24 protein-coding genes, 1 tRNA gene, 1 rRNA gene and 2 pseudogenes are annotated in these 24,339 nt (G+C 67.3%); 15 read left to right on the forward strand and 13 right to left on the reverse strand.

The window, feature by feature from the left end; all coding sequences use genetic code 11:
- The 3 genes from A37U_RS0114515 to A37U_RS0114525 form a co-directional block, all read right to left on the reverse strand.
- Positions 1-96: ribosomal RNA gene (locus tag A37U_RS0114515) — 16S ribosomal RNA — on the reverse strand; the annotation flags it as partial.
- 372 nt (positions 97-468) lie between these two features.
- The gene (locus tag A37U_RS0114520) at positions 469-1,497 is read right to left on the reverse strand and encodes an ankyrin repeat domain-containing protein (protein WP_020497368.1); all 1,029 of its coding nucleotides are present in this window, start codon (positions 1,495-1,497) and stop codon (positions 469-471) included.
- 49 nt (positions 1,498-1,546) lie between these two features.
- On the reverse strand, positions 1,547-2,542 hold the full coding sequence (locus A37U_RS0114525) for an amidohydrolase family protein (RefSeq protein ID WP_020497369.1): 996 nt from the start codon (positions 2,540-2,542) through the stop codon (positions 1,547-1,549).
- A gap of 62 nt (positions 2,543-2,604) precedes the next feature.
- On the opposite strand from A37U_RS0114525, the gene A37U_RS0114530 reads away from it, so the two are divergent.
- The 3 genes and pseudogenes from A37U_RS0114530 to A37U_RS54425 all read left to right on the forward strand — a co-directional run bounded on the left by A37U_RS0114530 (position 2,605) and on the right by A37U_RS54425 (position 3,711).
- Positions 2,605-3,027: a MarR family winged helix-turn-helix transcriptional regulator gene (locus tag A37U_RS0114530; RefSeq protein WP_020497370.1), complete on the forward strand. Its 423-nt coding sequence runs from the start codon at positions 2,605-2,607 to the stop codon at positions 3,025-3,027.
- Positions 3,028-3,148: 121 nt separating this feature from the next.
- Positions 3,149-3,334: pseudogene (locus A37U_RS54420) on the forward strand (FTR1 family protein); the annotation flags it as partial.
- Between the two features lie 35 nt (positions 3,335-3,369).
- Positions 3,370-3,711, forward strand: coding sequence for an FTR1 family protein (locus A37U_RS54425; protein WP_026197228.1), 342 nt, complete (start codon positions 3,370-3,372; stop codon positions 3,709-3,711).
- A gap of 318 nt (positions 3,712-4,029) precedes the next feature.
- Here the strand turns inward: A37U_RS54425 and A37U_RS0114550 are convergent, their stop codons facing one another.
- Positions 4,030-4,482: a MarR family winged helix-turn-helix transcriptional regulator gene (locus A37U_RS0114550; protein WP_026197229.1), complete on the reverse strand. Its 453-nt coding sequence runs from the start codon at positions 4,480-4,482 to the stop codon at positions 4,030-4,032.
- A 121-nt stretch (positions 4,483-4,603) separates the two neighbouring features.
- On the opposite strand from A37U_RS0114550, the gene A37U_RS0114555 reads away from it, so the two are divergent.
- Positions 4,604-5,437, forward strand: coding sequence for an aldo/keto reductase (locus A37U_RS0114555; protein WP_020497374.1), 834 nt, complete (start codon positions 4,604-4,606; stop codon positions 5,435-5,437).
- Between the two features lie 16 nt (positions 5,438-5,453).
- On the forward strand, positions 5,454-6,248 hold the full coding sequence (locus A37U_RS0114560; RefSeq protein WP_020497375.1) for an SDR family NAD(P)-dependent oxidoreductase: 795 nt from the start codon (positions 5,454-5,456) through the stop codon (positions 6,246-6,248).
- A 16-nt stretch (positions 6,249-6,264) separates the two neighbouring features.
- Here the strand turns inward: A37U_RS0114560 and A37U_RS0114565 are convergent.
- Both A37U_RS0114565 and A37U_RS0114570 read right to left on the reverse strand, forming a co-directional pair.
- Positions 6,265-6,338, reverse strand: a tRNA-Leu gene (locus tag A37U_RS0114565).
- A gap of 43 nt (positions 6,339-6,381) precedes the next feature.
- Positions 6,382-7,707, reverse strand: a complete 1,326-nt coding sequence (locus tag A37U_RS0114570; protein WP_026197230.1) for an NAD(P)/FAD-dependent oxidoreductase — start codon at positions 7,705-7,707, stop codon at positions 6,382-6,384.
- 251 nt (positions 7,708-7,958) lie between these two features.
- Between A37U_RS0114570 and A37U_RS0114575 the strand changes: the two genes are divergently transcribed.
- Positions 7,959-8,522 carry a dihydrofolate reductase family protein gene (locus A37U_RS0114575; protein ID WP_020497377.1) on the forward strand — a complete coding sequence of 188 codons (564 nt, stop codon included), beginning with the start codon at positions 7,959-7,961 and terminating at the stop codon, positions 8,520-8,522.
- Here A37U_RS0114575 and A37U_RS0114580 read toward each other — a convergent pair.
- A complete protein-coding gene (locus A37U_RS0114580) occupies positions 8,504-9,238 on the reverse strand; it encodes a uracil-DNA glycosylase (protein ID WP_020497378.1) in 735 nt (244 codons plus the stop codon). The two genes, A37U_RS0114575 and A37U_RS0114580, sit on opposite strands and share 19 nt — an antisense overlap.
- A 48-nt stretch (positions 9,239-9,286) precedes the next feature.
- On the opposite strand from A37U_RS0114580, the gene A37U_RS0114585 reads away from it, so the two are divergent.
- On the forward strand, positions 9,287-10,759 hold the full coding sequence (locus A37U_RS0114585) for a S10 family peptidase (RefSeq protein ID WP_020497379.1): 1,473 nt from the start codon (positions 9,287-9,289) through the stop codon (positions 10,757-10,759).
- Between the two features lie 173 nt (positions 10,760-10,932).
- Here the strand turns inward: A37U_RS0114585 and A37U_RS53640 are convergent.
- Positions 10,933-11,016 (reverse strand): annotated as a pseudogene (locus A37U_RS53640) (GtrA family protein); the annotation flags it as partial.
- A gap of 74 nt (positions 11,017-11,090) precedes the next feature.
- Between A37U_RS53640 and A37U_RS52590 the strand changes: the two are divergent.
- Complete coding sequence (locus tag A37U_RS52590) at positions 11,091-11,459, forward strand: hypothetical protein (RefSeq protein WP_020497380.1); 369 nt, start codon at positions 11,091-11,093, stop codon at positions 11,457-11,459.
- A 246-nt stretch (positions 11,460-11,705) separates the two neighbouring features.
- Here A37U_RS52590 and rpmF read toward each other — a convergent pair whose 3' ends face one another.
- Together rpmF and A37U_RS0114595 are read right to left on the reverse strand one after the other, a co-directional pair.
- Complete coding sequence (rpmF, locus tag A37U_RS49685; RefSeq protein WP_083933520.1) at positions 11,706-11,882, reverse strand: 50S ribosomal protein L32; 177 nt, start codon at positions 11,880-11,882, stop codon at positions 11,706-11,708.
- Positions 11,883-12,181: 299 nt separating this feature from the next.
- Positions 12,182-12,835 carry a GntR family transcriptional regulator gene (locus tag A37U_RS0114595; protein ID WP_020497381.1) on the reverse strand — a complete coding sequence of 218 codons (654 nt, stop codon included), beginning with the start codon at positions 12,833-12,835 and terminating at the stop codon, positions 12,182-12,184.
- 70 nt (positions 12,836-12,905) lie between these two features.
- Here A37U_RS0114595 and A37U_RS0114600 point away from each other — a divergent pair, with 70 nt between their 5' ends.
- Genes A37U_RS0114600 through purU form a run of 5 tightly spaced genes read left to right on the forward strand, consistent with a single transcriptional unit; the run spans position 12,906 to position 18,675 of the window.
- Positions 12,906-14,123, forward strand: a complete 1,218-nt coding sequence (locus tag A37U_RS0114600; RefSeq protein WP_020497382.1) for a sarcosine oxidase subunit beta family protein — start codon at positions 12,906-12,908, stop codon at positions 14,121-14,123.
- A 19-nt stretch (positions 14,124-14,142) separates the two neighbouring features.
- Positions 14,143-14,415, forward strand: a complete 273-nt coding sequence (locus A37U_RS0114605) for a sarcosine oxidase subunit delta (protein WP_020497383.1) — start codon at positions 14,143-14,145, stop codon at positions 14,413-14,415.
- Positions 14,412-17,258 carry a 2Fe-2S iron-sulfur cluster-binding protein gene (locus A37U_RS0114610; RefSeq protein WP_020497384.1) on the forward strand — a complete coding sequence of 949 codons (2,847 nt, stop codon included), beginning with the start codon at positions 14,412-14,414 and terminating at the stop codon, positions 17,256-17,258. Before A37U_RS0114605 ends, A37U_RS0114610 begins: the two co-directional genes overlap by 4 nt.
- Complete coding sequence (locus A37U_RS0114615) at positions 17,248-17,817, forward strand: sarcosine oxidase subunit gamma (protein ID WP_020497385.1); 570 nt, start codon at positions 17,248-17,250, stop codon at positions 17,815-17,817. The genes A37U_RS0114610 and A37U_RS0114615 overlap by 11 nt, the downstream gene beginning before the upstream one ends.
- A gap of 3 nt (positions 17,818-17,820) precedes the next feature.
- Positions 17,821-18,675 (forward strand): formyltetrahydrofolate deformylase, encoded by an 855-nt coding sequence (gene purU / locus A37U_RS0114620; protein ID WP_020497386.1) that lies wholly within the window; start codon positions 17,821-17,823, stop codon positions 18,673-18,675.
- Between the two features lie 40 nt (positions 18,676-18,715).
- On the opposite strand, the gene A37U_RS0114625 is transcribed toward purU, so the two are convergent.
- Positions 18,716-19,369, reverse strand: coding sequence for a TetR/AcrR family transcriptional regulator (locus A37U_RS0114625; RefSeq protein WP_157182832.1), 654 nt, complete (start codon positions 19,367-19,369; stop codon positions 18,716-18,718).
- Between the two features lie 69 nt (positions 19,370-19,438).
- On the opposite strand from A37U_RS0114625, the gene A37U_RS43800 reads away from it, so the two are divergent.
- Both A37U_RS43800 and A37U_RS0114635 read left to right on the forward strand, forming a co-directional pair.
- Entirely contained in the window at positions 19,439-20,101 is a 663-nt protein-coding gene (locus A37U_RS43800) for a hypothetical protein (RefSeq protein ID WP_020497388.1), read from the forward strand.
- A 40-nt stretch (positions 20,102-20,141) separates the two neighbouring features.
- Positions 20,142-20,675 carry a hypothetical protein gene (locus tag A37U_RS0114635; RefSeq protein ID WP_020497389.1) on the forward strand — a complete coding sequence of 178 codons (534 nt, stop codon included), beginning with the start codon at positions 20,142-20,144 and terminating at the stop codon, positions 20,673-20,675.
- Here the strand turns inward: A37U_RS0114635 and A37U_RS0114640 are convergent.
- Both A37U_RS0114640 and A37U_RS0114645 read right to left on the reverse strand, forming a co-directional pair.
- Positions 20,668-21,384, reverse strand: coding sequence for an aminoglycoside 3'-phosphotransferase (locus tag A37U_RS0114640; protein WP_020497390.1), 717 nt, complete (start codon positions 21,382-21,384; stop codon positions 20,668-20,670). The two genes, A37U_RS0114635 and A37U_RS0114640, sit on opposite strands and share 8 nt — an antisense overlap.
- A 40-nt stretch (positions 21,385-21,424) precedes the next feature.
- Positions 21,425-23,857 carry a GcvT family protein gene (locus tag A37U_RS0114645; protein WP_020497391.1) on the reverse strand — a complete coding sequence of 811 codons (2,433 nt, stop codon included), beginning with the start codon at positions 23,855-23,857 and terminating at the stop codon, positions 21,425-21,427.
- Between the last annotated feature and the right edge of the window lie 482 nt (positions 23,858-24,339).

The raw sequence follows: 24,339 nt of genomic DNA on the forward strand, positions 1-24,339 counted from the left end.
CACTCAACCAACCCCGAAAGGAAGGTCGCGTTCGACTTGCATGTGTTAAGCACGCCGCCAGCGTTCGTCCTGAGCCAGGATCAAACTCTCCAACAACAAACCAAAAGTCGGAAAAAAATCCAAGCAAAAAAAATATAAACTCAAAAACCGCAAACAACCAGAAAACCAGACCCCAAAACACAGAGCCCACAAGCTTTCCACTGTTTAACGGGGGTAAAAACACACCAAAAAACATAAAAAGCATGACACACTGTTGAGTTCTCAAAGAACACACGCACACCCGACCACAACCAGAAACCGGGGGCTTGTACTCTCCACCAACGCTCGGCCCCATCTTTACCGGGTCCGTGCCGCGCTGACAGAAACAAAGTTACACCACACCAAACACCCCACAAACAGGGGGGTCCCCAAAATGATCATCCCAGGTCAGCGCGGCCGTGAGCGGGATGAACGCACAACCAGGCCCGCTCACCCGCCCGGCGGTGTGACCCAGGCCTCCAGAAGTGCGTCGATCGCGGGGTTTCCGATCGGTGGCTCGTGCCCGGTCGGCGCGCCCGCCTCGAGCAATGCCGCCACGGTCGCGGGGAAGTCACCATCCTCGGCGGGGTTGTTGACCACTCCCCACAGGGCGCAGTCCAGCGGGGTCGGGCCGTCTTCGTCGAAGGCGCGGTCGGTCAGGTCGGCGCCGCGTTCGATGAGCAAGCGGACCATGTCGGCGCGCCCGTGCATGGCGGCCTGGTCGATCGGGGTGAAACCACTCCAGCCGCGGCTGTCCACGGACAGGCCCGTGTCGAGCAGGGCACGCACCACCTCGACCCGGTCGAGCAGGGCGAACTGGCCGAGTATCCAGCCGTAGTCCTCCTCGGCCATACCGAGCGCGGGTGGCACGGCATCCGGGAGGCGCACCGAACGGCCTTCGGCGATCGCGAGCACCGCGGCGTCGACCTCATCGAGTTCGGCACTCGCGCCATGCGCGCGCAGCAGTTCGTAACCGTCGAGGTGTCCGCAGCGCGCAGCGAGGGCGAGCGGGCGCCGTCCGATATCCCAGCGGTCCCACGGCAGATTCACATCCGCCCCGGCCGCGATGAGGTCTTCGAGGATCGCCGTTCCCCGGCCACGCGCGATCGCGTGGTGCAGACAGCGGTGGACGTTCACCTCGATGCCCTGGTCCAGGAACCAATGCAGGCCCGCGCGGTCCTCGAAGTCGAGCTTGTGGTTGACCGCGGAGGCGTAGTCCGGTACCCACAGCAGCTCGAGCAACTGCGCTCCGCCGTGTTCACAGGCGTGATAGAAGGCGTCCTCGTCCGGCTCCGCCCCCGCATCGAGCAGGATGCGTGCGCATTCGCGGATCGCCGACGGCTTGGCCCTGGACCGGGTGAGCAGCACGAGCAGGGGCGCGAGACCGGCGACGGGCGCGGTGCTCCGGGATGGTTCCGCACCCAGCAGGAACATCAGGCTCGTGGCTTCGGCGCGGACGAGCGCGCGCTCGAGAGACATCGGCACCGTGCACCTCCGTCCACCACCGCCGGGAACGTATGGCGCCAGCCTACCGAGCGGACAACCGGGGCAGCAGCCGTTTCGCGTTGCCGTGCATCAGCCGATCGAGCAATTCGGGGCGATCGGTGCAGTACCGGTCCACGTTTCCGGTGTACCAGGCGGCGGTATCCCGTGGAATGGCCGGGAAATCGGTGCCGAAGAGGATCTGCTCGGCGGGCACGAAGTTCTCCAGCGCGAGCAGGTTGGTGTCGAAACCGGACAGCGCGGTCTCGAAATAGAAGGTGCGGAAGTCCGCGATGATCTCTTCGGGGGTGAGCTCACAGCCCACGAGCGGCGACAGCCCGGCGACCCGGGAAGCGAGGAACGGCGTGCTGCCACCGGAGTGGGACAGGATGATCCGCACGTTCGGGAACTGCCGTTTGCGGCTACTGGTGACCAGGTCCGCGGCGCCCTTGTAGGTCTCGTTGGGCACCTCGCTGACCGGGACCGGAAGGAACCGGCTCGGCGCGCCGTTACTGCCGGCTGTCTGTTCGCCGTGCAAGAACACCAGTGCCCCGCGCCGGTCGAGCTCGGCCCACAGCGGCTCGAAGACCGGGTCACCGAGTGAGCGGGCTTCGGCGCCGGTGCCGTATACATTGGTCAGGGTCACCCCGTCCGCACCGAGGGTGTCGAGGGCATAACGCAGTTCCTCGAGGGCGCCGTCGATATCGGTGGGCGTCGGCAGGTGGGTGAAGAAACCGAAACGTCCGGGATGTTCGGCGGCGATCCGCGCGGCACTGGTGTTGACCTCACGCGCGAAGCTTCGCCGGTCCTCGGGCGCGAGCGCGTGTTCCAGATCGTTCGGCAGGGACAGGATCGCGGTCCGGATACCGAGCGAGTCCATGGCCGACAGGCTGATCTCCGGCGTCCATCGCGGGAACGGCACGTCCGCACTCGACCAGTCCGTGTTCGCCATGAGGTGCTGGATCATGGCGGTGGCCTGTTCGCCGCTGGGGGCGAAGTGATGATGGAAGTCGACCCGATTCGGGTCCGCTGCGGTACTCATGCTTTTCAGTACAGCGCTGTAATTAACATCTGTCAATAATAGCCATCTGTTAAAGTAACGTCATGAATGAGCAGGCCCTGGCCCTGATCGACCTGCTGTACCGGTTGAACCGATCGATCGTGGACGATGCCCGCGAACACGTCTCCGCGGTGGCGAACCTGGAGATCGGCGAATTCGTCCTGCTGCGCGCGATCACCGCGGGCACCACCTCCCCTGGCGAACTGTCCAGGGCGCTGAGCAACCACCCCGCCGCGACCAGTCGGACCCTCACACAGCTGGTGCGCGCCGGGTTGATCGATCGCCGACCGGATCGGCGCGACTCGCGGCGTACCGAGGTGGTGCTCACCGAGCAGGGCCGGACGGTCACCGAACAGATCGCGGCCCATATCCGCCCCCGGTTGCAGCACCGGCTGGATCAGCTCGACCCCGCCGAGGCGGCGCGGCTCATCGAAACCCTGGAGCGCCTCCTCGGCACCGACTCCTGAGCCTGGAGCCGATCGCCCGCGCAGTTCCCCGTTTCCCCTGCGTAGAAGTGCCTCAGGGCGGGTACTCGGCGCGGTCACGGTCGCCGCCGGGTTCGCGACCATCCGGACCTACTCGACCGATGTGCTCTCCTCCTCGGCGCAGGAGATCGTGGGCGGAACGCTGAGCGTGCTCGCCGTGGCACTGGTGACCGAGATGGTCTTCTGGATGCGCAGAACCGCGGCGAGCATGTCGGCGCAGCTGCGCGGGGAGGTGCACCGCGCGGTCGCTATCGGCGCGGGGGCGCTCACGCTCACGGCGTTCCTCTCCGTCGGCAGGGAGGGCCTGGAGACCACACTGTTCCTGTGGACGGCGGTCAAAGCTTCCGGGCCACGGTCACCCCGTTGCTCGGCGCGGCGCTCGGCCTGGCCATCGCGATCGGCCTGTGCTGGCTGCTCTGCCGGCAGGCGGTGCGGCTCAACCTCGGCGTCTTCTTCGACCGCACCGCCGCCGTGCTGCTGGTGACCGCGGCCGGAGCGCTCGCCTATGACCTCGGTGACCTGCAGGACACCGGGGTACTGCCCGGACACGCCTGGGTCGCCTTCGACCTGACCGGGAGCATCGATCCGGGCTCCCGATGGGGATCGAGCATCACCGGGGTCACCGAACCGGTCCCGCGGATGATCGTGCTGCAGGTCGTCGCCTGAGTGGTCTACCTCGCGATCACCCTGATCGTGTTCCTGCGCGCCAGGAACACCGCGCCACGTCCGGCTCCCCGGCCGGGCAGCCGGAGAACCCGAGCCGCTGGCCTTTTCTGGCCGGGCGGCACACCTGGCTGGTGGCCGCTCGACGACGCAGGCCGGGCACATTTTCGTCTGCTGCCAACAGGACCTGCACCGCCGGTTCGAGACGTGCAGACCAGGCTGATCGACGAACCGCTCGTCGACTACGTACAGCCCTTCGGCGGCGGGTACTTCTTCGCGGTCCCCGGGGTGACCGGGCCGAGCGACTGATTCGCGCGCGGGCTACTGAGCCGACTTCGGGAGTTTCGCGAGCGCGCGCACCAGCGGGGCGAGCTCGGCACGACCACCCGCCTCCTCGAGCGCCTCGGCGAGCGCGGTGTCATGGGTCGGGGTGGCCTCGCGCAGTAGCCGCTGCCCCGCCTCGGTGAGCTCGGTGTAGATGCCGCGCCGATCGGTCGGGCACAGATAACGCTGCAACAGCCCGCGATTCTCCAGCCTGCTCACCAGCCGGGTGGTCGCCGACTGGCTCAGCACCACCGCGTTCGACACCTGGCTCATCCGCAGGTGGAACCCGTCCTGCCGGGAGAGCACCTCGAGCAGGGTGAACTCGCTGACGGACAGCTGGTGCCGGGCCCGGAGCGCGCGCTCCAGGCGGTCCTCGATGCGCGCATGCAGCGAGGCAAGGGTGCGCCAGCCCGTCGCTCGTGCCTCGACGGCATCCTCGGCCAGTGACACCTTCACCACTCCCGCGTTTCTGTTACAGTTGCCCCTGCAATAACCCGCGTGTGCAACTACCGGCGTAAGCTGGTAACTGCTTCACACGCTCTATATTACCGACTCGGAAGGAATCACCGCCATGCCCGCCATTCCGAACGTCACACTGAACAACGGTGTGACCATGCCCCAGCTCGGGTACGGGGTCTTCCAGGTACCCGGGGCCGAGACCGTCGCGGCGGTCAGCGCGGCACTCGAGGCCGGATACCGCAGCATCGACACCGCGACCGCCTACGGCAACGAGTCCGGGGTCGGGCGGGCCATCGCCGAATCCGGGCTCGCCCGCGAGGACCTGTTCGTGACCACCAAGCTGTGGAACGCCGACCAGGGCTACGACAACACGCTGCGTGCCTTCGACACCAGCATGGGCGAGCTCGGCCTGGACTACCTCGACCTGTACCTGATCCATTGGCCCGCCCCGGCACTCGAGCAGTACCCGGAAACCTGGCGCGCCTTCGAGAAGCTGCACGCCGACGGCCGCATCCGGGCGATCGGCGTGTCGAACTTCCAGCCCGCGCACCTGCGCAAGCTGGCCGAGACCAGTGCGCTCATACCCGCGGTCAACCAGATCGAGCTGCACCCCTACCTGCAGCAGGAGCCACTGCGCGCATTCCACGCCGAGCACGGCATCATCACCGAGGCGTGGAGCCCGCTGGCCAAGGGCGGGGAACTGCTCGGCGAACCGGTCATCACCGAACTCGCCGCGAAACACGGCCGCACGCCCGCGCAGATCGTGCTGCGCTGGCATCTGCAGCGCGGCACCGTGGTCATCCCGAAATCCGTGACCCCGGCGCGGATCCGGGAGAACCTGGATGTGTTCGGGTTCGAACTGGACACCGCGGACTCCGAGCGCATCTCCGGTCTGGAAGCGGGGCACCGGACCGGGCCCGACCCGGACGTTTTCAACCGCGCCTGAATTCGCAGGAGAAACCATGCGTATCGATCTCAGCGGGAAAACCGCACTCGTCACCGGTTCCACTCAGGGAATCGGGCTGGCCATCGCCGGGAACCTGGCCGCGGCCGGTGCCCGGGTCGCGATCAACGGACGCAAAGCCGAGACCGTCGACCGCGCCGTGGCCGAGCTGGCCGAACAGGTGCCCGGGGCGGAACTCATCGGCGCACCGGTGGATGTGACGAGTGCGGAAGGCACCGAGGAACTGCTCGGCACACTGCCGAAGGCCGACATCCTGGTCAACAACCTCGGCATCTTCGGCGCACAGCCCGCCATGGAGATCACCGACGAGGAGTGGCGGCGCTACTTCGAGGTGAACGTGCTCGCCGCGATCCGCCTCACCCGCGCCTATCTGCCGGGCATGACCGAGGCCGGTTGGGGACGGATCCAGTACATCGCCAGCGATTCGGCGATCGTCATCCCCGCCGAGATGATCCACTACGGCGTGTCCAAGACGGCGCTGCTCGCCGCCTCACGCGGGTTCGCGAAGGAGGCGGCGGGTACCGGGGTCACGGTGAACGCCGTGATCGCCGGGCCGACCCACACCGCGGGTGTGGAGGATTTCGTCTACCAGCTGGTGGATCCCGCGCTGCCCTGGGATCAGGCGCAGCGGGAATTCATGCGCCTGCACCGGCCGCAGTCGCTGCTGCAGCGGCTCATCGAACCGGAGGAGATCGCCAACCTCTCCGCCTACCTGGCTTCCCCGCTTGCCTCGGCGACGACCGGGGCCGCGGTGCGGGTGGACGGCGGCTACGTGGATTCGATCCTGCCCTGACCACGAGTTCTTTCCGTGCCCCAGACGGGATTCGAACCCGCACCGGTGGCGATTTTAAGTCGCCTGCCTCTGCCATTGGGCTACTGGGGCACGTCAAGCGTAGTGCGACGTGCCCCCTCCGGCCATGGCCGGGTCAGCTCTCGGAGGCCTTCTTGAACGCCTTCTTGGGCTCGTTGATCTGGCCCATGGACACGATCTCGCGGCGGAAGACACCGTTGATCGCCCAGTCGAGCTGGATCTGGATCTTGCGCGGGAAGGTCGGCATCATCATCACGTGATACGCGCGGTGGAACAGCCACGCGAAGAAGCCCTTGATCTTCATGCCCATCGCGTCCGCGACACCCTTGTGCAGGCCGAGCGAGGCGACCGAGCCGAGATTCTTGTGGACGTAGTCCTTCGGTTTGCCGCCGCGCAGCACGGTGAGCAGGTTCTTGCCGAGCAGCTTCGCCTGGCGCACCGCGTGCTGGGCGTTCGGCGCGCAGGTCGCGGTCGGGTCGTCCGCGGTCCTCGCGAGATCGGGCACGGCCGCGCAGTCACCGGCACTGAACACCATGGGCTGTTCCTCGACCTGCAGGCCCGCGCTGACCTTGAGCCGGCCGCGCTTGTCGATGGGCAGGTCGGAGCTGCCGAGCACGGGGTTCGCCTTGACGCCCGCGGTCCAGATGATGGTGTCCGAGTCGAACTCCGTGCCATCGGAGAGCTGCACGTGCCCACCCTCGAAGGACTTGGCCAGCGTGTCCAGGTAGATCTCGACGCCACGAGCCTCGAGCTGCTCCGCGGTCCACACCCCGAGCGATTCGCGCACCTCGGGCAGGATGCGGCCCGTGCCCTCGACGAGCACCCAGCGCAGGTCCGAAGACTCGATGTTCTCGTAGTAGCGGCAGGCGTAGCGGCTCATGTCCTCGAGTTCGGCGAGGGTCTCGATACCGGAGAACCCGCCGCCGACCACGGTGAAGGTGAGCAGCTTCTTGCGTTCCTCCGAGTCGAGCGTGGACGAGGCGAGGTCCATCCGGGACAGGACGCGGTTGCGCAGGTAGATGGCTTCACCGATGGTCTTGCAGCCGATGCCCTGCTCCGCGAGGCCGGGGATCGGCAACAACCGGGTGATGGAACCGAGCGCGACGACGAGGTAGTCGTAACCGATCTCCTCGGTGTGCCCGTCCGCCGCCTCGACGGTGACCCTGCGCTCCGCGTGCTCGATCTTGTTCACCGAAGCGGTGACGACATGGCATTTCTTGAGCGTCCGCCGCAAGGGCACGACGACATGGCGCGGCTCGATGGACCCGGCAGCGGCTTCCGGAAGGAACGGCAGGTACGTCATGTGCGGCTGCGGATCGATCACCGTGACGGAGGCTTCCTTCGCACGGAGCTTCTTCTGCAAGCGCAGAGCGGTGTATAACCCGACATAGCCGCCGCCGAGGATCACTATCCTGGCCGGCTGTTCCTTACCTTTCGCCATGCCTCTATCGTCTCACTGTTTGACCAAGACTTCACCGCAACCCCACCGCAATGTGACCGGGCTCGCTGACCTGCGCTGAATCGTGTGCGGAACCGATCAAGCAACCCGCCATACGATCCGGTAAGGCCATCCGGTAACGAATGTTTTCTCCGCGTTCGAGTGGACACGCGGAGTCAATCGCCCGGCCTCCGATTACCCGCACGGCATCCGGCGGTCACACCGTCGAACCCACTCGGCGAGGAGGACTTCCGATGCGCAGTGTGATCTGTTCGATGAATGTCTCGCTCGACGGCTACATCACCGGACCCGACGGCGGATTCGACTGGACGGAGCCCGATGAGGAGGTCTTCCGCTCGCACATCGACGAGCTCCGCGGGCTCGGTGGCTATCTGCTGGGGCGACGGCTGTACGAGACGATGCTGTACTGGGAGACCGCCGAGCAGGACCCCTCGCTCGACGACGCACAGCTCGAATGGGCGGCGCTCTGGACCGCGCTTCCCAAGGTCGTGTTCTCCGGCACCCTGTCGGCGGTGCGGGGCACTGCCCGCTTGGCTTGCGGGGGTGTGGCCGAGGAGATCGAGCGGTTGCGCACCGAGCCCGGTCGCGGCGACATCGCGATCGGCGGCGCGACCCTCGCCACCGAGGCGAGCGGACGGGGCCTGATCGACGAGTACCGGGTCCGGGTCCACCCGGTACTGGTCGGCGGTGGCATTCCGTTCTTTCCCCGGCGTGAGCACCGGGTGGACCTCGAACTCCGCGAAACCCGCACCTTCGGTTCGGGGGTCGTCTACCTCCGTCACCGGGCGGCGCGCTGACCGTCCACTCCGGCCACCCGCTTCGCCTCTCGCAACACCGCGCGGACCATGTCCGGGGTGAGCCGTCCGGTGAAGGTGTTCTGCTGCGACACGTGATAGCAGCCGAGCAGGGTCAGCTCCCCGATCTTCGCGCTCGCCCCGTGCGCGAACTTGGGCCGGGGTTTCGGCACCGGCCAGCCCGCACCGGCCAGTTCGGTGAGCGCGCACGACCAGCCGAAGGCACCGAGGGCGAGCACCACGCGCAGAGTGGGCGCGAGCAGTTCGAGTTCCCGGTGCAGCCACGGCCGGCAGGTATCGCGTTCGGCCGTCGTCGGCTTGTTCTCCGGCGGTGCGCAGTGCACGGGCGCGGTGATCCGCGTGTGGCGCAGGAACAACCCGTCGTCGGCGGCGATCGCGTGCGGCTGTGAGGCGAGCCCTTCGGCGTGCAGTGCCGCGTAGAGCACGTCGCCGGAGCGGTCCCCGGTGAACATCCGCCCGGTCCGATTGGCTCCGTGCGCCGCCGGAGCGAGCCCGATGATCAGGATCCGTGCGTCCGGCGGACCGAAGCCGGGCACCGGTCGGCCCCAGTACGGCTGATCGGCGAACGCGGCACGCTTGACCTCGGCGATGTGCTCCCGCCACGCGACGAGCCGCGGGCAGGCACGGCATTCGGTGACGAGGGAGTCGAGCTCGGCGAGCCCGCCAGCCTCCGGGGCGATCCGTTCCGGCGTACGCATACCGGTCATCCTCCCGCGCGCCGCCGGAAAAACGAATAGGGTGCGGGCATGGCAGACGAGCAGACCGAGAAACCCGCGGAGAAAACCGAAACCGAGGCCCCGGCCGATGATCTGGTCACCACGAGCCACCAGATGACGGTGAAGCGCAGGAAGCTGAACTACACCGCGACGACCGGAAGGCTCGTCCTGCGCGATGAGGTGTTCGAGGACGGCAAGGTCGACGGGGTCAAACCGAAGGCCGAGGTTTTCCTCACCGCGTACACCCTCGACGGGGCCGAGGCGGGGAGCCGCCCGGTCACCTTCGCGTTCAACGGCGGGCCGGGCGCGGCCAGCCTATGGCTGCACATGGGGCTGCTCGGGCCGCGCCGGGTCGTCTCCGGGGACGCCGGAGCCCTGGAACCGCCGCCCTATCGGCTCGTGGACAATCCCGAGACCCTGCTCGCCAGTTCCGATCTGGTGTTCATCGACCCGGTCTCGACCGGTTACTCACGCGCGGCGAAAGGTAACAAACCGGGCGACTACCACGGTTTCACCGGCGATGTGGAATCCATCGGCGAGGTGATCCGCTTGTGGACCTCCCGCAATGGCCGCTGGATGTCGCCGAAATTCCTCGCCGGAGAATCCTATGGCACCATCCGCGCGGGCGCGCTTGCCGAACATCTGCAGCAGCGCTACGGCCTTTTCCTGAACGGGATCATGCTGCTTTCCTCGGTCATCGACATGGGAAGCGTGTTCTTCTCCGAAGGAAACGACCGGCCCTACGCCCTTTTCCTGCCCACCTACGCGGCGATCGCGAACTACCACGGTAAACACGGGGATCGCCCGCTCACCGAGGTCGTCGCCGAGGCCGAGGAATTCGCCAACCGTGACTATCCGTACGCCCTCGCCAAGGGCGCGCGCCTTTCCGAGCAGGAGCGCACCGCCACCGTAGCCAAGCTCGCCGAGCTGACCGGGCTCAGTGGCGACTACGTCGAGCGCAGCAATCTGCGCATCGAACACCTGCACTTCTTCGCCGAACTGTTGCGGGACAAGGGGTTGGCGATCGGACGCATGGACGGCCGATTCACCGGTTCCCCGGTGGACGGGATCGGCGAACAGATCACCGCCGATCCGTTCATGCAGATCACCGGTTCCTACACCGCTGCCTTCAACCACTACGTGCGCGCCGAACTCGAATACGAGAACGACCTTCCCTATGAATACATCAACCCGAAGGTCATTCAGGAGTGGTCGTACAAGGAATTCGAAAACGCGTCCACGACGGTTACCGACAAACTCGCCTCGGCGATGCGCGGCAACGAATTCCTCAAGGTGCACGTCGCGTTCGGCTACTACGACGGGGCCACCCCGCACCACGCGGCCGAGGACTGCCTTGCCAAGCTCAAGATTCCCGAGCACCTGCACGACAACATCGAGCGCGCCTACTACGAGGCGGGCCACATGATGTACGTGCACGAGCCGAGCCGGATCCAGCAGTCCAAGGATCTCGTGAAGTTCGTGCGGGACGCCTCGAACCGCTGATCTTCCGGGTTTGAATTCCGACCGGTCGGGCCGCGTGCTCAGCGCGATCCTCGGGCAACACGGGATTCCGCCGGGGATCGTGGTTTCGGACTGCGGGAAAGCCCAGCCGGTGAACGTCCACCACCGGAATACCGTCGTGATCAGGGTTCCACGATGATGCCGCGGACGACATCGGCGGCTTCATGGGAACGTTCGCGGCCGCCCCGGGTGCGAAACGACCATTCCCGGCTCAGCACAGCGGAAACGATCGCCGTGACGCGGACCGTAACAGTCCGAGTGGGCGGAGTTATCCGGTCGTGTAACGGGCGGGCCGCTGCGGCGATAAGCGGGAATGAATCCCGTGCGATTCGCCGTGGCGGCCGCCTGTCTCGCGGTCGCTCTCTGTGGCTGCGGCGTGGGGCATTCCGCTCCCCCGGTCTCCTCGCCCACCGCCGCCCGCGTCTCGCCACTCTCCACGCCGACGCCGATGAGCCGGGACAGGGCGCACTGCGGCCCGGCGAGCTACGTACAGGCGAAGCGCGCGCTCGAAACCTTGGAACAGCGGTATTCGGAGCGCGACGGAGTGCACGCATTCGGGATCACCAAGATCGGCCCCGGTTTCGTGGTGCGGCTGCTGATCGCCCCGGGTGCCCAGCCGCCGCGATGTGTGCGGAATGTTCCGGTCCGGTTCGGTTTCGGCGGGCCGATCAAGGTGCAATAGCGATGGCGACCCGGTTCGCCGTGCTTGACCGGGATACAACCGACAGGTACTGGCGGCGCTGAATCTGCGGCCCGGTGCAGCACCTTGAGGATCCTGCCGCGGCGTTCGCGGCGTTCTGCTGGGTGCGGCGACCGGGCGAGATGAACCGGGCGGCCGACCGGTTGGTCTGCTCCGGTGGCCCCGGCCCCCTGACCGCTCGCCCCGGAGCGTGGTGGCCCGCCACTGTCGACGGGCCACCACGTTCACTCATCGGATCGACCGGCCCCGGTACGTACCGCACGCCGGGCAGGCGTGGTGCGCCGGTGTGGGCGCGCCGCAGGCCGGGCACCGCGTCAGCTGCGGGGCCACCGCCTTCGCTTTCCACCGCGCGCGATGCCTGCGCACCCGCGCGCGGGATTTCTTCCGGAACATCGAACTGGACATGAGAATCCTTTCCGCTCGTCGTGGTCGCTCGGTCGCGGCCGGCGGCGGACCCCTGCCCACTTCGGGGCGAACGATCGGCAGGCGTGCTGCGGGCGCACGGAAACAGAAAACGCGCAAGGGGAATTCCAGGAATGTGGATCGGCCAGGGCATACCGAGACGGCCCTGCCGCACCACGGCAGGGCACGCGAAGGTCCTCAGGACGCCTTCGGGGTCTCGGAGCTCACTGGTGCCACGGCGCGAACGGTAACAGCGCGGCGTGGGCGCGCACATCCGATTTTTCGGTGGCGGCGCGGGAGAGTCAGAGCACGTCGCGCACGGACTGCTCGAACTGGTCCACGTGCGCGACCGCGAGCTTGCGCGCCTGCTCGGCATCGCCTTCGGTGATCGCCTGCAGCATCCGGACGTGTTCGCCCGTGTGGTCCGCCTCGGGCAGCCGATCGAGGAACAGGTACCAGATGCGCAGCGAGAGGTTGAAGTAGTGGCTCAGCGTGGCTTCCAGGTACCGGTTGTGCGCGCTCTCGTAAACCCACCGGTGTACCTCGGCGTCCTGCTGCATGCTGCGTTTCTTGTCGCCGCGCTGTTTACGCAGGCTGGTCACCAGGGCGCGCATCTCGCGGCGCTGTTCCCCGGTGGCCAGTTCGGCGGCCCGCGCGGCGGCGTGCCCTTCCAGCTGGCGGCGCACATCGGCGATCAGGCCGTGGTCGGTGATGTTGACTTCGGTGACGAAGGTGCCCCGGCGCGGATAGATCACCACGAGGGTTTCGGCCTCGAGCCGTTTGACGGCATCGCGCAGCGGGGTGCGCCCCACCTCGAGCTCCGCGGAGAGCCGTTCCTCGTGGATCGGCGCCCCGGGCGGTAGCCGGAGGGTGACGATCATATCGCGTAGCCCCAGGTAGGCACGCTCCGCGAGCAGCGGTGCGCCCTGATCGGCGGCATTGACACGTCCTGCCATGCGCCCTATCGTAGCCGACGACTGATATATCAGTTTGCAGTTCAATTGCTCAGCAGACTGGAGGGCAGTCGTGGCGCACACACTCCCCGAGCATCCCGCGAAACTCTGGCGCAATCCCGAGCCGAAGCGTTCGTACGACGTCGTGATCATCGGCGGCGGCGGGCACGGCCTCGCGACGGCGTACTACCTGGCGAGCGAGCACGGCATCCGGAACATCGCGGTGCTGGAGAAGGGCTGGCTCGCCGGCGGCAACATGGCGCGCAACACCACGATCATCCGCTCCAACTATCTGTGGGACGAGAGCGCGGCCATCTACGAGCACGCGCTGAAACTGTGGGAGCGCTGGCCGGATGAGCTCGACTACGACTTCCTGTTCAGCCAGCGCGGGGTGCTCAACCTCGCGCACTCGCTCCAGGATGTACGGGATTCGGTGCGCCGGGTCTCGGCGAACAAGCTGAACGGGGTCGACGCGGAGTGGGTGGATCCGGACGAGGTCGCGAAGATCTGCCCGATCCTGAACACCTCGCACGACACCCGGTATCCGGTGCTCGGCGCGACCTGGCAACCGCGTGCGGGGATCGCCAAGCACGACCACGTCGCCTGGGCGCTGGCCCGGCGCTGCGATCAGCTCGGTGTCGATCTGGTGCAGAACTGCGAGGTGACCGGTTTTCTCAAGGACGGGGACCGGGTCGTCGGGGTGCAGACCGAGCGCGGGCCGATCCGGGCGGGCCGGGTCGGCATGGCCGCTGCCGGGTACTCGAGCGTGCTCGCCGAGGCGGCCGGTTTCCGCCTTCCGGTGCAGAGTCATCCCTTGCAGGCCTTGGTTTCCGAGCTGCTCGAACCGGTGCATCCGACCGTGGTGATGTCCAACCACGTGCACGTCTACGTCAGCCAGGCACACAAAGGTGAGCTGGTGCTCGGCGCGGGCATCGATGCCTACAACTCCTACACCCAGCGCGGATCGGTACACACCATCGAGCACCAGATGGCCGCGGCGATCGAGCTGTTCCCGATCTTCGCGAGCGCGCACGTGTTGCGCACCTGGGGCGGGATCGTGGATGTCTGCCCGGATGCCTCGCCGATCATCGGGCCGAGCCCGCTCGAAGGACTGTTCGTCAACTGCGGCTGGGGAACCGGGGGCTTCAAGGCGACACCGGGGGTCGGCTCGGTGTTCGCGCACACCATCGCCATGGGCAAGGCGCACCCGCTCGCCGAACCGTACGGGCTCGAGCGGTTCACCACGGGCGCGCTCATCGACGAACACGGCGCCGCGGGCGTGGCGCACTAGGCCGCTTGAAGGAGTACCGATGCTGCTGATCGAGTGCCCGTGGTGCGGGCAGCGCGAGGAGACCGAGTTCCGCTACGGCGGACAGGCGCACGTCGACTATCCGAGCGCCCCGGCCGAGACCGGTGATACCGAATGGGCCGAATTCCTGTTCTACCGGGACAATCCGGCGGGACCGTTCGCCGAGCGCTGGATGCACGCGGCGGGCTGCCGCCGGTGGTTCAACGCGGTCCGGGACACCCGGACCAATGAATTCCTTGGCGTGTACCGGATCGGGGAAGGACAACCGGCATGACCGCGAACAGCGAACGGCTCCCCGAGGGCGGCCGGATCGACCGCACGAAACCGCTGCGGGCCACCGTGGACGGCATCGAGATCCTCGGCTATCGGGGCGATACGGTGGCCTCGGCGATGCTCGCGAACGGGATCCGTACCGTCGCCCCCTCGCTCTACCGTTCCCGTCCGCGCGGGATCCTCGGCGCGGGCAACGAGGAACCGAACGCGCTCGTCCGGGTCGAGAGGCGCGGCAGCTCCCCCATGCTCCCGGCGACCACGGTCGAACTCACCGAAGGCCTCCCCGTGCACACGCTCTCCGGGATCGGTGCGCTGGAACCGAATTCGGAGGCCAAGGACCTGGACACCCGGTTCGCGCACACCGATGTGCTCGTGGTCGGCGGCGGCCCGACCGGTCTCGCCGCCGCGCTCGCCGCATCCGAGGGTGACGCGCGGGTGCTGCTGCTCGACGATCAGCCCGAGCTCGGCGGCGCACTGCTGCGCGGCACGGATGCGGAACTGCTCGACTGGGCGGGCGGCGCCGCCGAGCTGCTGCGCGCGCGGCCCGAGGTGACTGTCGTGTCCCGGTGCACCGCCTTCGGCTACTACGACGAGAACTACCTGCTCGCCGTGGAACGCGGGGAAACCCTTGACCGGCAACGGCTCTGGAAGATCCGCGCGCACCACGTGGTGCTCGCGACCGGGGCGAACGAGCGGCCGATCGTGTTCGCGGGCAACGACCTTCCCGGGGTGATGCTCGCCGATGCCACCCGCGCCTATGTGAACCGGTACGCGGCGCTTCCCGGTTCCGAGGCGGTCATCGCGACCACGAACGACACCGCCTACGAGGCCGCGCTCGATCTCGCCGCGGCCGGGGTGAGTGTGCGGGCCATTGTGGACAGTCGCGCCGAGCCCCCGGAGGATCTCGCCGCGATGGCCTGCCAGGCGGGCATCGAAGTGCTCGCCGACTGCGTCGTCGCCGAGGCCACCGGCACCGATTCCGTGGCAGCGGTGCGGATCGTCCGGTTCGAGCAGCCGCGCCGTACGGTACGCACCATCCGGGCCGATCTGCTCGCGGTATCCGGTGGCTGGAGCCCGGATGTGGGACTGTTCAGCCAATCCGGCGGCAAACTGCGGTGGAACGAGACGCTCGCGGCCTTCCTTCCCGAGCACAGCCGCCAGCGCCAGCACATCGCGGGGGCGGCGCGCGGGCGTTACGGCTTCGCTCGCTGCGTTGCCGACGGCCGGTTCGCGGGCGTGAGCGCGGCGGAGAGCTGCGGCTACCCGGCGCCGGATTCGCCGCTGCGGCCGGGGATCTCCGAACGCGCCACCCGGGTGGAGACCGAGCAGCGTCCGGTGTGGATCGTGCCCGCCGAAACCGGGAAACCGGCCGAATGGCGCGAGCACTTCGTCGATCTGCAGCGGGATGCCACGGTCGCCGATATCGCGCGCGCCTGCGGGGCGGGTATGCGGTCCCCGGAACACATCAAGCGGTACACCACGATCGGCACCGGTTCCGATCAGGGCAGGACATCCGGGCTCACCGCGGTCGGGGTGCTCGCCTGGTTGCGCGGAATGGGATCGCCGGGCGCGCTCGGCACCACTTCGTTCCGCGCGCCCGCGGTCCCGGTGTCCTTCGAACTGCTCGCCGGGCGGGACACCGGGAAACTCCTCGATCCGGTACGCACCACGCCGATTCATCCCGCACACCGGGAACTGGGCGCCGAGTTCGAAAACGTCGGCCAGTGGAAGCGGCCGTGGTACTACGCTCGCGAAGGCGAGGGCATGCACGAGGCGGTGCTGCGCGAATGTGCGGCCGCGCGCACCGGAGTCGCCATGATGGACGCCTCGACGCTCGGCAAGATCGACCTGATCGGCCCGGACGCCGGCGAGTTCCTCAACCGCCTCTACACCAACGGTTTCAAGAAGCTGGCGATCGGTTCCGCGCGGTACGGGGTCATGTGCGGCTGCGACGGAATGGTCTTCGACGACGGGGTCGTGCTGCGGCTTTCCGAGAACCACTACACACTCACCACCACGACCGGGGGCGCGGCCGGGGTGCTCGACTGGTTCGAGGAATGGCTGCAGACCGAGTGGATCGAACTGGATGTGTGGGCCACCTCGGTGACCGAGCAGTGGTCCACGGTGGCCGTCGTCGGCCCGCGCTCCCGGGAAGTCATCGGCGCGATCGCCCCGGAGCTGGCCGTGTCGAACGCCGAGTTCCCGTTCATGACCGTGCGGGAAACCGTGCTGGGCAACGGAATCCCCGCCCGCATCGTGCGGGTCTCATTCTCCGGGGAGCTCGCCTATGAGGTGAACGTTGCCAACTGGCACGGGCTCGCGGCCTGGCGGGAGATCGAGCGGGCGGGTGCGGGGTTCGGGATCACCCCGTACGGCACGGAAACCATGCACGTGCTGCGCGCGGAGAAGGGTTTCCCGATCGTCGGGCAGGACACCGACGGCACGGTCACCCCGATCGATCTCGGCATGGACTGGATCGTCTCCAAGCGCAAGGATTTCATCGGCAAACGGTCCCTTTCCCGGCCGGACACCGCGCGCGCCGACCGCAAACAGCTCGTCGGTCTGCTGCCCGATGAGCACGGGACGCTGATCCCGGAGGGATCCCAGCTGATCGGCGAACACACTCCGGTCACCCCGGAGGTGGCCCCGGTTCCCATGCTCGGCCACGTGACTTCCAGCTATCACAGCGCGGCGCTCGGCAGGACCTTCGCGCTCGCCCTGCTGCGTTCCGGTCGCGAACGCATCGGGCAGACCGTGCGCACCCCGGTCGGTGACCGGCTGGTTTCGGCCACCGTCACCGAACCGATCTTCTACGACAAGGAAGGAGCCCGCCGTGACGGCTAGTCTGCTGCGAACCAGTCCGCTCGGCGAACGCGAAGCCGAGTTCGCCGCCTCGGGCATGGACATCCGCGAGGCGGGATTCCGCGCCATGGTGAACGTGCGCGTCGACTCGGCGAGCGCGGCGGCGGACGCGATCGGGATCGCGCTCGGTGTCCCGCTTCCCGTGGTGCCGAACACCGTGTGCGGCGGCGAACGCGCGGCCGTCTGGCTCGGGCCGGACGAGTGGCTGATCTACGGCGCGGACGGGGACACACCGCGGATCACCGCACTGGCCACCGAAGCACTGGGCCCGGTCAGCGGTTCGGTGCTCGACCTTTCCGCGAACCGCACCACGATCGAGATCAGCGGGGCCCGGGCACGCGAGGTGCTCGCCAAGGGCTGCGCGCTCGACCTGCACCCGCGCGTGTTCGGCGAGGGGCACTGCGCACAGACCCTGATCGGCAAGACTCAGGTCCTGTTGTGGCAGTACGGGAACGCGCCGGACTACCGGATCCTGGTACGCGCCTCGTTCGCGAACTACCTCGCCGACTGGCTGCTCGACGCGGCCGCGAGCGGGTGGTGAGGCGTGGACAACGGATTCGTACTCACCCTGACCTGCGCCGAACAACCGGGAATCGTGCACGCGGTCACCGGATATCTCGTCGAGCACAACTGCGATATCGTCGAGCACCGGCAACTCGATTCACCGCGCACCGACCGGCTTTTCATGCGTATGCAGTTCGTCAGCAAGGACGAGAGCACCGATATCGAAGGGTTGCGTTCCGGATTCGCCGACCTCGCCGCGCGGTACGGGATGCAGTGGGACATGCACGAGAGCACCGAGCGCTCCCGCGTGCTGCTCATGGTCTCGAAGTACGGGCACTGCCTCAACGATCTGCTCTACCGGTGGAGCACCGGGCAACTGCGCATCGACATTCCCGCCGTCGTGTCCAATCACCGGGATTTTCAGCGGCTCGTGGAGTCCTACGGGATCCCGTTCATCCACATCCCGGTGACCAAGGAGAACAAACCACAGGCCGAGGCCGAACTGTATTCGCTCATCCAGGAATACCGCATCGATCTCACCGTGCTCGCCCGCTACATGCAGGTGCTCTCCGATGAGATGTGCAAACTGCTCGAAGGGCGGGTCATCAACATCCACCACTCCTTCCTGCCGAGCTTCAAGGGCGCGAAACCGTATCACCAGGCCTACGATCGCGGGGTCAAACTCGTCGGGGCCACCGCGCACTACGTCACCCCGGACCTGGACGAGGGGCCGATCATCGACCAGGAGGTGATCCGGGTCGATCACGTGTCCACTCCGGAGGAACTGGTCGTGGTCGGCCGGGACGCCGAACGGCTCGCGCTGGCCAGGGCGGTGCAGGCGCACGTGGAGCACCGGGTGCTGATCGACGGCCTGCGCACCGTGGTGTTCTCCTGAGCACTCCCCGCAGAACGGATTCCGGAGTGGGGGCGAGCCGTCACTCCGCGGGCCAGTAGGTACCCGCGCCGAAGCGTTCGAAGCCGATCCACAGCACATTCATGGCCGTGGCAACGATCTGGTCGCGCGATACATGCTGGTTTTCGTGCCACCAGAGTGCGAGCCCCTGCAATGCGGAACGGACGATTTCCCACACCATCTCGATCTGCTCGTCGTGACCGGGTTCGCTCATCTCGGCCGGAAGCACCGTGAACAGTTGCGGCAGGATCGCCTCTTTACTCGCCTCGGCGGCCGCGTGATGCATGGCGTGCACCGCCGAGTCACCGGTGGTGTCCCGGAACAGGAGCCGCCACGCATAGGGATGCGCTTCGACGTAACCGAACCACGCGTCCAGTGTGGTGGCGATGCGCTGTTCCAGAGGCCGCTTCCGGCCCAGTTGTGTTCGCCACAGCTGCCGCAGCTCGGCGAAGTGCCGTTCGAGCAGGTGCTCGTGCAGTTGTTGCTTCGACGGGAAATGGTCGTAGACGACCGGCACGGAGACCCCTGATCGCTTGGCGATGTCCTCCATGGAGGTCCCCCGATATCCGTGCTCGGCGAACAGCTCGGTCGCGACCTGCTCGATGAGGCCGCGGCGCTGCGCGGCGGGCATCCTGCCCCGGCCCGCAGGGGGGCGCGAGCGTGAATTCGGCGACAACCTAGTCATCCTTAGGTTAGGCGGGTACAGTACCTAGTCAATACTAGGTTAGCGTCGATCGGAGTTCACATGATCGCCTCGGTCCATATCGCCGATGTGGGTTTCCCCGCCGCGCTCGCCGATCTGCGCACCCCACGAGTCGCCGGTCTCCGGTACGGCGTCATGCTCATCGCGGCCCCACTGAGCGGATCCCTGATACCGCGGCCTCAACCCGGGCGGATCGGTCTGATCGCGTTCTGGCAGGACGATGACGCACTCGACTCTTTCCTGAAACGCCATCGCACGGCCGCGCGGCTGGCAGGCGGATTGCGGGTGCGACTCGCCCCGGTTCGCGCATCCGGCGAGTGGCCAGGGTTCAACCACGATTCCGTGTCCGGCCGCGCCGAGGCGGGCGCGGTCACGGTGACGTTGGGCAGTCTGCGGACCCGGCAGACCGGCCGGTTTCTCCGGGCCAGCGCACAGGCCGGGGCAAGCGCGCTGGCAGCGCCGGGGTTCATCTGGGGCACGGCGCTGGCCCGCCCACCCATCGTCGCCACCTGCTCGCTGTGGCAGGACAGCGCTGCCATCGCCGCCTACGCTTACCGGCCTGGCGCGCACGCCAGTGTGATCGCCGCCGACAACCAGAAACCGTTCCACCGCCGGTCGACCTTTCTCAGATTCCGCCCATACGAGACGACCGGGCAGCTCGGCGGCACGAACCCGCTTCCCGCCGGCCGGTTCCCGGCGGGCTGACCTGCCGGCCGACCGCGACGACACCGACAAGGAAGTACGGATGACGAACACCCGAACGCGTCACCTCGGCCGCAGGACCCGAAAAGCTGTTCTCGTCGTGCACCTCGTGTCGGTCGGTACCTGGATCGGCTTGGACGTGGCGATGGCGATTCTCATCGGTACCGCCGCGATCACCGACGATCGGCGCACCGCCGGAATCAGCTACCAAGCACTTTCCCTGTTCGCCGTATGGCCGCTGCTGATCGCGGGTGTCGTTTGCCTGCTGAGTGGTGCCGTACTCGGGCTCGGCAGCAAGTTCGGGCTCCTGCGTTACTGGTGGGTCGCCGTGAAACTGGTGCTCAACATACTGCTCAGCGCTCTGGTCCTGATCGCGCTGCGGCCCGCGGTCGAGATCGCCGAGGCAACCGGCCGGGAACTGCTGGATGGGTCGAGACGATCCGCGCCGGTCGGTGATCTGCTCTACCCGCCGATCGTCTCGCCGATCGCTTTGTTGGTCGCTGTCGTTCTCGCGGTATACAAGCCGTGGGGCCGGATCCAACGGCGCTCCCGCGAACGACAGGCCGGCGTCAGGTGATGTCCCAAAGCCTGCGGTAGTACGCGATCCGCTCCGGATTGGGCTCGATACCGTAGCCGCGGTACACGGTCTGCTCGTATCCGGGACCGTAGTTCCATTCGGTGCTCCAGGCGGCGACGGCGAGATCGGCCCAGCGGTCGGCGACCCCGAGCGCGTCGAGGTCCACGTGCCCCGCGACGGCGCCGTCCTCGGCGAGCAGGGTATTGGGGGCGCACGCGTCTCCATGGCAGACCACGGCATCGACCGGCGGAGGCGGCCCGATCTCCTCGCGGGCCCGGACTTTGCGGTGTTCCACGCTCCAGTCGAAGGGGCACTCGGTCACCGGAAGCGTGTCGTGCAGCATCCGCAGTCCCTGACCGATCGCAAGGCACGCGGTCTCCGGTTCGGCGACCCAGCGCGGATCCACCGCGGACCGGCCCTCGATCGCCTCGGTGATCAGCCAGGCCCCTTCCTCGTCCGCGCCCTGCTCGAGCACGTGGGGAACCCGCACCCACTGCCGCGCCCAAGTCATCCGCTTCGCCTCGCCCGCGAGATCGAGCTCGGGTTCATCGGCGGGTGCCCACTTCAGATACCGCTGCCCGTCGATCCGGAAGGTGAGGCCACCGAGCTCGTTGCGCCACACCGGAAGCGCGCTGTTCGCACCGACCAGGGCGGCGATCCCCCGTGGCACGGCGACCGGCTTGGTGGGCACCTGGGAGGTCTCCGACATTCCGGCATGTTCGCACAACCACGACTCGCGGGCGAACCCGTCAACAGCGCATCCGCTTCATCTCCGGGTCGAGCAGCGGCTCCTCGGTCACGGTCGCGGCCACATCCCGGTCGAAGTATCGGATGGTCAGCGAGGTGCCCGGTTCGGTGAGGTTCGCGGGCAGCCAGGCGTAGGCGATGCCGCGGCCGATGGTGTACCCGTAGGCCGCACTGGTCACGTAACCGACCGAGCATCCGTCGTGGAACACCGGCTCGTGCCCCATGACGACCTCGACCGGATCGTCCAGGGTCAGACAGGTCAACCGCCGGGTCACCCGATCCTTGCGAGCCAGGACCGCGTCCTTGCCGAAGAACTCGGCCTTCGCCTCCTTGACCGCGAATCCGACTCCCGCCTCCCACGGATCGTGCTCATAGCCCATGTCCCCACCGAAGGAGCGATAGCCCTTCTCCAGGCGGAGACTGTTGAACGCGCCGCGCCCGGCCGCGATGATGCCGTGTTCCCTGCCGGCCTCCCACAGCGTGTCCCAGAGCTTGAGCCCCAGATCGGCGGTGGTGTACAGCTCCCAGCCGAGTTCGCCGACATAGGACAGGCGCAGCGCGGTCACCGGAACGTTCCCGATGTAGGCGCGCTTGCCCCGGAAGAACTTCAGCCCCTCGTGGGAGAAATCCGAAGCGGTGAGCGGCTGCAGCACCTCCCTGGCCAGCGGGCCCCACAGGCCGAGGCAGCAGGTTCCGGAGGTGATGTCCTGAATGGACACTCCCCGCGGGGCGTGGCTGCGCAGCCAGTCCACATCCGCGTGCCCGTTCACGCCGAGCTGGAACTCTTCGCGCCCCAGCCGGGCGACGGTGACATCGCTGCGGATCCCGCCGTCCCGGTCGAGCAGCAGGTTGTAGCCGACCGAACCGACCGAGCGGGTCACGTTCCCAGTGGCCATGTAGTGCAGGAATTCCGCGGAACCCGGGCCGGTGACCATGACCCGGCGCAGTGCGGTCATGTCGTAGAGGGCAACGCGTTCGCGGGTGTACTGCGCCTCGGCACCCACGATCGGCGACCAGTACCGGGCGGCCCAGTCATTCGGCGCCGGAATATCGCGGCCCTCGACCAGATCCGCGTTCGCCGCGTACCACTGTGGGCGTTCGAATCCATGCGCTTCGAGGAAGTACCCACCCAGTTCCTCCTGGCGCGCATGAAACGGGCTGACCCGCAGCGGCCGCGGCTCGGCCATCGGCTGCAGCGGGTGCTTGATGTCGTACACCTCGGCGAAGTTCTGGCAATCCCGGGCGAGCACGTAGTCGGGGGCGAGCTGGTACTCGTCGAACCGGGTCAGTTCGCAGGAATGCAGATCGAAGGAGGAGCAGTAGCCTTCGGTGATCCATTCCGCCATGGCGAGCCCGACCCCGGCGGACTGCGTGACCCACACCGATTCCGCGACCCAGAACCCACGCGCATCCGGGGCCTCACCGAGCAGCGGCATATCGTCCGGGGTGAACGAGAACAGCCCGTTGATCCCCTCCTCGATCTTCGCCTCGGCGGTCGCGGGCAGCAATCCACGCGTGGTTTCCCACGCGGGCGCGAAATCCTCCTCGGTGAACGCGTGCACCGAAGGCATCACCTCGGCCTCCGTGCAGCTGAGGATGCCCTCCTGGGCGACCGGCATCGGCCGGTGCCCGTAGTAGCCGATACCGAGGCCGTCGAACCGTTCCCGGTAGTAGAGGTCGCCGTCCTGATTGCGCAGGATCGGCCGGATCGCCTCGTCCCGCTGCCCGGCGTTGACCGGAACCTGGCTGGTCCACGCGAGCTGATGGGCCAAGGGAGTGAGCGCAAGGGTGAGCCCGACCATCGCGGCGACCTTCGGGCCCCAGATCCCGGCGCAGCACACCACGACATCCGCGGCGAATTCGCCCGCATCGGTGGAAACCCCAGTCACCACACCGTTCTCGGTGTGCACGTCCAGCACCTCGGTGCCCTCGACCAGCCGGGCCCCGCGTGCGACCGCGCGGTCGAGCTGCGCGGTGACCCCGCGGACCGCCTTGGCGATCCCGTCCCCGGGAACGTGCAGCCCGCCGTGCACCTTGGAAACGTCGAGCATCGGCCACAGTTCCTGGCAGCGCTGCGGAGAGATGACCGCGCAGTCGATTCCCCATGCGGCATTCCAGCCCGCCCTGCGGTGCAGTTCGGCGAGTCGTTCCGGGCTGGTCGCCACCTCGAGGCCGCCCACCGGAAGGAAACACGGCCCTTCTTCGGTGTGCAGCTCGGAGAACTTCTCCACCGTGTAGCGCGCGAGTTCCGCCATGGTGCGCGATCCGTTGGTCTGGAACACCAGCCCGGGCGCGTGCGAGGTGGAACCACCTGGGGTCGGCAGCGCCCCCTTGTCCACCACGGTCACCTCATCCCACCCGCGCGCGGTGAGTTCATCGGCGAGGGCGGCACCGACCACACCGGCACCGATGATGACGACCCGTTTTCCGGCCATGACGCAACCTCCGAAATCCCGGCGAGCGATTCGATTGGGGAACCCAGGAGCAGGATATGAAAGTCTCTCGATACGCAACGCGACCCGCGAGACGCAACAAGGATGGCGACGAAACCCGCCAGGTGTCAAGACGGTAACGTTAACAACTTTGTCCATTTGGTGAACTCGGCCCGGGGGTCACTCGGCGCACCGGCCACGGCGGCCGAACCGGACACCGACACACCCGAGAACCGAGGCTCCCACCAGCACTCACAACTCAGCGAACACACTGCGCTTCCGGCACTACATCACGTCACGGTGCGCCCGAACGGAGTATTGAATTTGTCTCGCATTACGCAATGTGACGCGTAATGCGAGACAAATTCTCGTCGTTACCCCATTGACACCGACTTCTTAGTACGGGCATCCTTGTTCCGTATCACACAGATCGTTGCTTATTGAGCAACACATCACCCGCCCCGACGCCCCCGAAGCTGGTGGTA

The sequence above is a fragment of the Sciscionella marina DSM 45152 genome (assembly GCF_000379465.1).
GTDB lineage: Bacteria > Actinomycetota > Actinomycetes > Mycobacteriales > Pseudonocardiaceae > Sciscionella > Sciscionella marina.

What these genes read in the sequence shown, in the direction of transcription:
- A37U_RS0114520 (WP_020497368.1), bottom strand. Translation starts at nt 1,497, where the DNA reads ATGTCTCTCGAGCGCGCGCTCGTCCGCGCCGAAGCCACGAGCCTGATG.
- A37U_RS0114525 (WP_020497369.1), bottom strand. Translation starts at nt 2,542, where the DNA reads ATGAGTACCGCAGCGGACCCGAATCGGGTCGACTTCCATCATCACTTC.
- A37U_RS0114530 (WP_020497370.1), top strand. Translation starts at nt 2,605, where the DNA reads ATGAATGAGCAGGCCCTGGCCCTGATCGACCTGCTGTACCGGTTGAAC.
- A37U_RS0114555 (WP_020497374.1), top strand. Translation starts at nt 4,604, where the DNA reads ATGCCCGCCATTCCGAACGTCACACTGAACAACGGTGTGACCATGCCC.
- A37U_RS0114560 (WP_020497375.1), top strand. Translation starts at nt 5,454, where the DNA reads ATGCGTATCGATCTCAGCGGGAAAACCGCACTCGTCACCGGTTCCACT.
- A37U_RS0114570 (WP_026197230.1), bottom strand. Translation starts at nt 7,707, where the DNA reads ATGGCGAAAGGTAAGGAACAGCCGGCCAGGATAGTGATCCTCGGCGGC.
- A37U_RS0114575 (WP_020497377.1), top strand. Translation starts at nt 7,959, where the DNA reads ATGCGCAGTGTGATCTGTTCGATGAATGTCTCGCTCGACGGCTACATC.
- A37U_RS0114580 (WP_020497378.1), bottom strand. Translation starts at nt 9,238, where the DNA reads ATGCGTACGCCGGAACGGATCGCCCCGGAGGCTGGCGGGCTCGCCGAG.
- A37U_RS0114585 (WP_020497379.1), top strand. Translation starts at nt 9,287, where the DNA reads ATGGCAGACGAGCAGACCGAGAAACCCGCGGAGAAAACCGAAACCGAG.
- A37U_RS52590 (WP_020497380.1), top strand. Translation starts at nt 11,091, where the DNA reads ATGAATCCCGTGCGATTCGCCGTGGCGGCCGCCTGTCTCGCGGTCGCT.
- rpmF (WP_083933520.1), bottom strand. Translation starts at nt 11,882, where the DNA reads ATGTCCAGTTCGATGTTCCGGAAGAAATCCCGCGCGCGGGTGCGCAGG.
- A37U_RS0114595 (WP_020497381.1), bottom strand. Translation starts at nt 12,835, where the DNA reads ATGGCAGGACGTGTCAATGCCGCCGATCAGGGCGCACCGCTGCTCGCG.
- A37U_RS0114605 (WP_020497383.1), top strand. Translation starts at nt 14,143, where the DNA reads ATGCTGCTGATCGAGTGCCCGTGGTGCGGGCAGCGCGAGGAGACCGAG.
- A37U_RS0114610 (WP_020497384.1), top strand. Translation starts at nt 14,412, where the DNA reads ATGACCGCGAACAGCGAACGGCTCCCCGAGGGCGGCCGGATCGACCGC.
- A37U_RS43800 (WP_020497388.1), top strand. Translation starts at nt 19,439, where the DNA reads ATGATCGCCTCGGTCCATATCGCCGATGTGGGTTTCCCCGCCGCGCTC.
- A37U_RS0114635 (WP_020497389.1), top strand. Translation starts at nt 20,142, where the DNA reads ATGACGAACACCCGAACGCGTCACCTCGGCCGCAGGACCCGAAAAGCT.
- A37U_RS0114640 (WP_020497390.1), bottom strand. Translation starts at nt 21,384, where the DNA reads ATGTCGGAGACCTCCCAGGTGCCCACCAAGCCGGTCGCCGTGCCACGG.
- A37U_RS0114645 (WP_020497391.1), bottom strand. Translation starts at nt 23,857, where the DNA reads ATGGCCGGAAAACGGGTCGTCATCATCGGTGCCGGTGTGGTCGGTGCC.